Raw genomic sequence first — 2322 nt, 5'->3', positions numbered from 1 at the left:
GCGCCCGCCGCGCACGGGTGACGGGCCGCTTTCTCACGGGTCTCAGAAAAGTAGGGCATGGGCGAAGTGCCCGCCTCACAGCGACAAACGCGCCCGACGGGAGCTAGGTGTAGCGCGGTGGCAGGGAAGCGCCCGGGCGACAAACGCGCCCGACGCAACCACGCGAGCGCGGAGGCACGCCGCCACACTGCCGTTGTCGCTACGAGGCGGGCACTTCGCCCACGCCTTCCGCTCCGGCGTGAGCGGCGGACAGTTCTTCAGGTTCGCTTCAGCCTCACTTCCTACCGTCGCGGCATCGCCATGAGATGGCTGCGGGGGAAACCGGGCGCCCGGGCATCGCGTCCCCACCCAGCCGCGGGGATGCACCGGCTTGCCGCCGCATCTCTCGCGGTCGATGGGCGCCAACCGAGAGGAGATGGATCGAATGAAGATGAAGCGCTTGATCGCCGGGGCGCTGCTCGCCGGCAGCGTCGGGGCGGCGGGATGGAGCGCCGCGGTTGCCAGCGCGGATCCGCCGCCACCGCCACCGCCACCCGGCCAGCCGGGACCGCACCCCGGCGGACCGTTCGGTCCGGGCGGACCATTCGGGCCGCCACCGCCACCGGGGCCGGGCGACCCGTTCCGTCCGCCGCCGCCGCCCGGCTTCTGATCTCGATCCGCCGAGCGGTGCCTTCCGTTCGAAGGTCACCGCTCGGCGGCGTTCGTCACCGGTTCAGCGGCAGGCGCAGCCGGAACACGGCTCCCCCGCGATCCGCCAGACATTCCAACTCGCCGCCGTGCGCCCGGGCCAGCGCCCTCGCGATCGGCAGCCCCAGCCCGGCGCCGCCGTGGTCGCGAGCGCGCCCGGCATCGAGACGGACCAGGCGTTCGAAGATCTTGTCGCGCTGGTCGTCGGGGATGCCGGGGCCGCTGTCGGTGACGGTCACCTCGGCGGCGCCGTCGCGCACGCTCAGGTCGACGACGATGGCGCCGCCGGGCGGCGTGTGGCGGCGGGCGTTGTCGAGCAGATTCGACAGGATCTGAGCGAGCCGGGTCGGGTCCGCGTTGACCATCAGCGTGTCGAGACCCGTGCGGCTGACCGACAATTGCGGCGCCAGCATGGCGGCCCGGTCGGCTTCGGCGGTCACGACGGCCGCGAGGTCGACCTCGCGCCGGTCCAGGGGCAGACCCGCGTCGATGCGGCTGAGGTCCAGCATGTCGTTGACGAGCCGGCCGGCCCGTCGGGCGTCGGACAGCAGTAGCGTCGCCCGCCGATACTGCGCCTGGGCCGCCTCGTCGCCGTCGCGCTGCGAGGCGCTGTTGGCGACTTGCTCGGCGGCGACCTGCATGCCCGCGATCGGGGTGCGCAACTCGTGCGCCGCGTCGACCAGGAAACGCCGGATCGCCGTCTCGGCGCGCCGGGCGGCGTCGGCGGCCCGCTGAGCCCGGCCCTCCGAGGCCTCCAACGCGTCCAGCATCCCATCGAACGCGGTTGCGGCGCGGCCTAATTCGGTGTCCGCACGGTCGGGATGCAGCCGCCGACCCCGGTCGCCGGTCCGGATGTCGTTGGCGAGCGCCGTCAACCGGTCCAACGGCCGCAGCGCGGCCCGGCTGACCACGACCAGCAGCAGGGCGGCGAGCAGCAGAGTCACGACGCCCGCTCCGATCATCAGCAGGCGCAGCTGGTGGGTGACCTGCGTCGTCTGGGTGGTGTCGGCGACCAAGATGAGGCGGGCGCCGTCCGGGAGCGGATGCACCACCGCCGTGGCGGTGGCCCCGGCGGGCTGGGGCGGCGGAGGCGGGGGTGGCGGCCAGGGCGGCATGCCTAGCGGCGGGTACGGCGGCCCGGGCGCGTATGGCGGCGGGCCCGGCGCATACGGCGGCGGCCACGCAGGCGGCGGCGGAAACGGCGGTGGGACCACCGATCCGGCCGCGGTGTCGGGGCTGATGCTGCGATCGCCGTAGGCGGTGCCGTCGGCGGTGACGACGAGGGCGCGCACCCCGCCGCCGTTCAGTTCGGCGGCGATGAGGTCGTTGGAGGTGTGCACGGAGACCAGGGCGTCCGCGCGCGACGTCGCCGCGAGCAGCCGGTCGTGCAGATTCCGGCGGGCCAGGATGCCCAGGCTCACGTCGACCGTCGCGCCGAGCACCACCAGCAACACGGCCAGCAGCGCGACGACCAGCAGCGTCACCCGCCGTTGCAGCGACGGCGTCGGGGTCGACAAGCCCACCGTCATGAGCGTTGCGGCGCGAGCCGGTAACCGATGCCGCGGACGGTGTGCAGGATCCGCGGGCCGTGCGCCTCGAGCTTGCGGCGCAGTCCGCTGACGTGCACCTGCACCA

At 74.0% G+C, this 2322-nt stretch carries 3 protein-coding genes; 1 reads left to right on the top strand and 2 read right to left on the bottom strand.

Annotation, left to right across the window (positions count from 1 at the left end):
- Positions 1 to 424 precede the first annotated feature (424 nt).
- Positions 425 to 649 (top strand): hypothetical protein, encoded by a 225-nt coding sequence (locus tag A5714_RS26425; protein WP_156747488.1) that lies wholly within the window; start codon positions 425 to 427, stop codon positions 647 to 649.
- A 55-nt stretch (positions 650 to 704) separates the two neighbouring features.
- Here A5714_RS26425 and A5714_RS24690 read toward each other — a convergent pair whose 3' ends face one another.
- Positions 705 to 2216, bottom strand: a complete 1512-nt coding sequence (locus A5714_RS24690; protein WP_068289893.1) for a HAMP domain-containing sensor histidine kinase — start codon at positions 2214 to 2216, stop codon at positions 705 to 707.
- Positions 2213 to 2322 (bottom strand): winged helix-turn-helix domain-containing protein (locus A5714_RS25755; protein ID WP_197513917.1); only part of this gene is annotated, 110 nt, incomplete at its 5' end. The genes A5714_RS25755 and A5714_RS24690, both read right to left, overlap by 4 nt.

Origin of the sequence: Mycobacterium sp. E2462, from assembly GCF_001672685.1 — a bacterium.
GTDB lineage: Bacteria > Actinomycetota > Actinomycetes > Mycobacteriales > Mycobacteriaceae > Mycobacterium.
Note: the sequence above shows the minus strand (reverse complement) of the source record. Positions and strands in the feature narration are given on the sequence as shown.

What these genes read in the sequence shown, in the direction of transcription:
- A5714_RS26425 (WP_156747488.1), top strand. Translation starts at nt 425, where the DNA reads ATGAAGATGAAGCGCTTGATCGCCGGGGCGCTGCTCGCCGGCAGCGTC.
- A5714_RS24690 (WP_068289893.1), bottom strand. Translation starts at nt 2,216, where the DNA reads ATGACGGTGGGCTTGTCGACCCCGACGCCGTCGCTGCAACGGCGGGTG.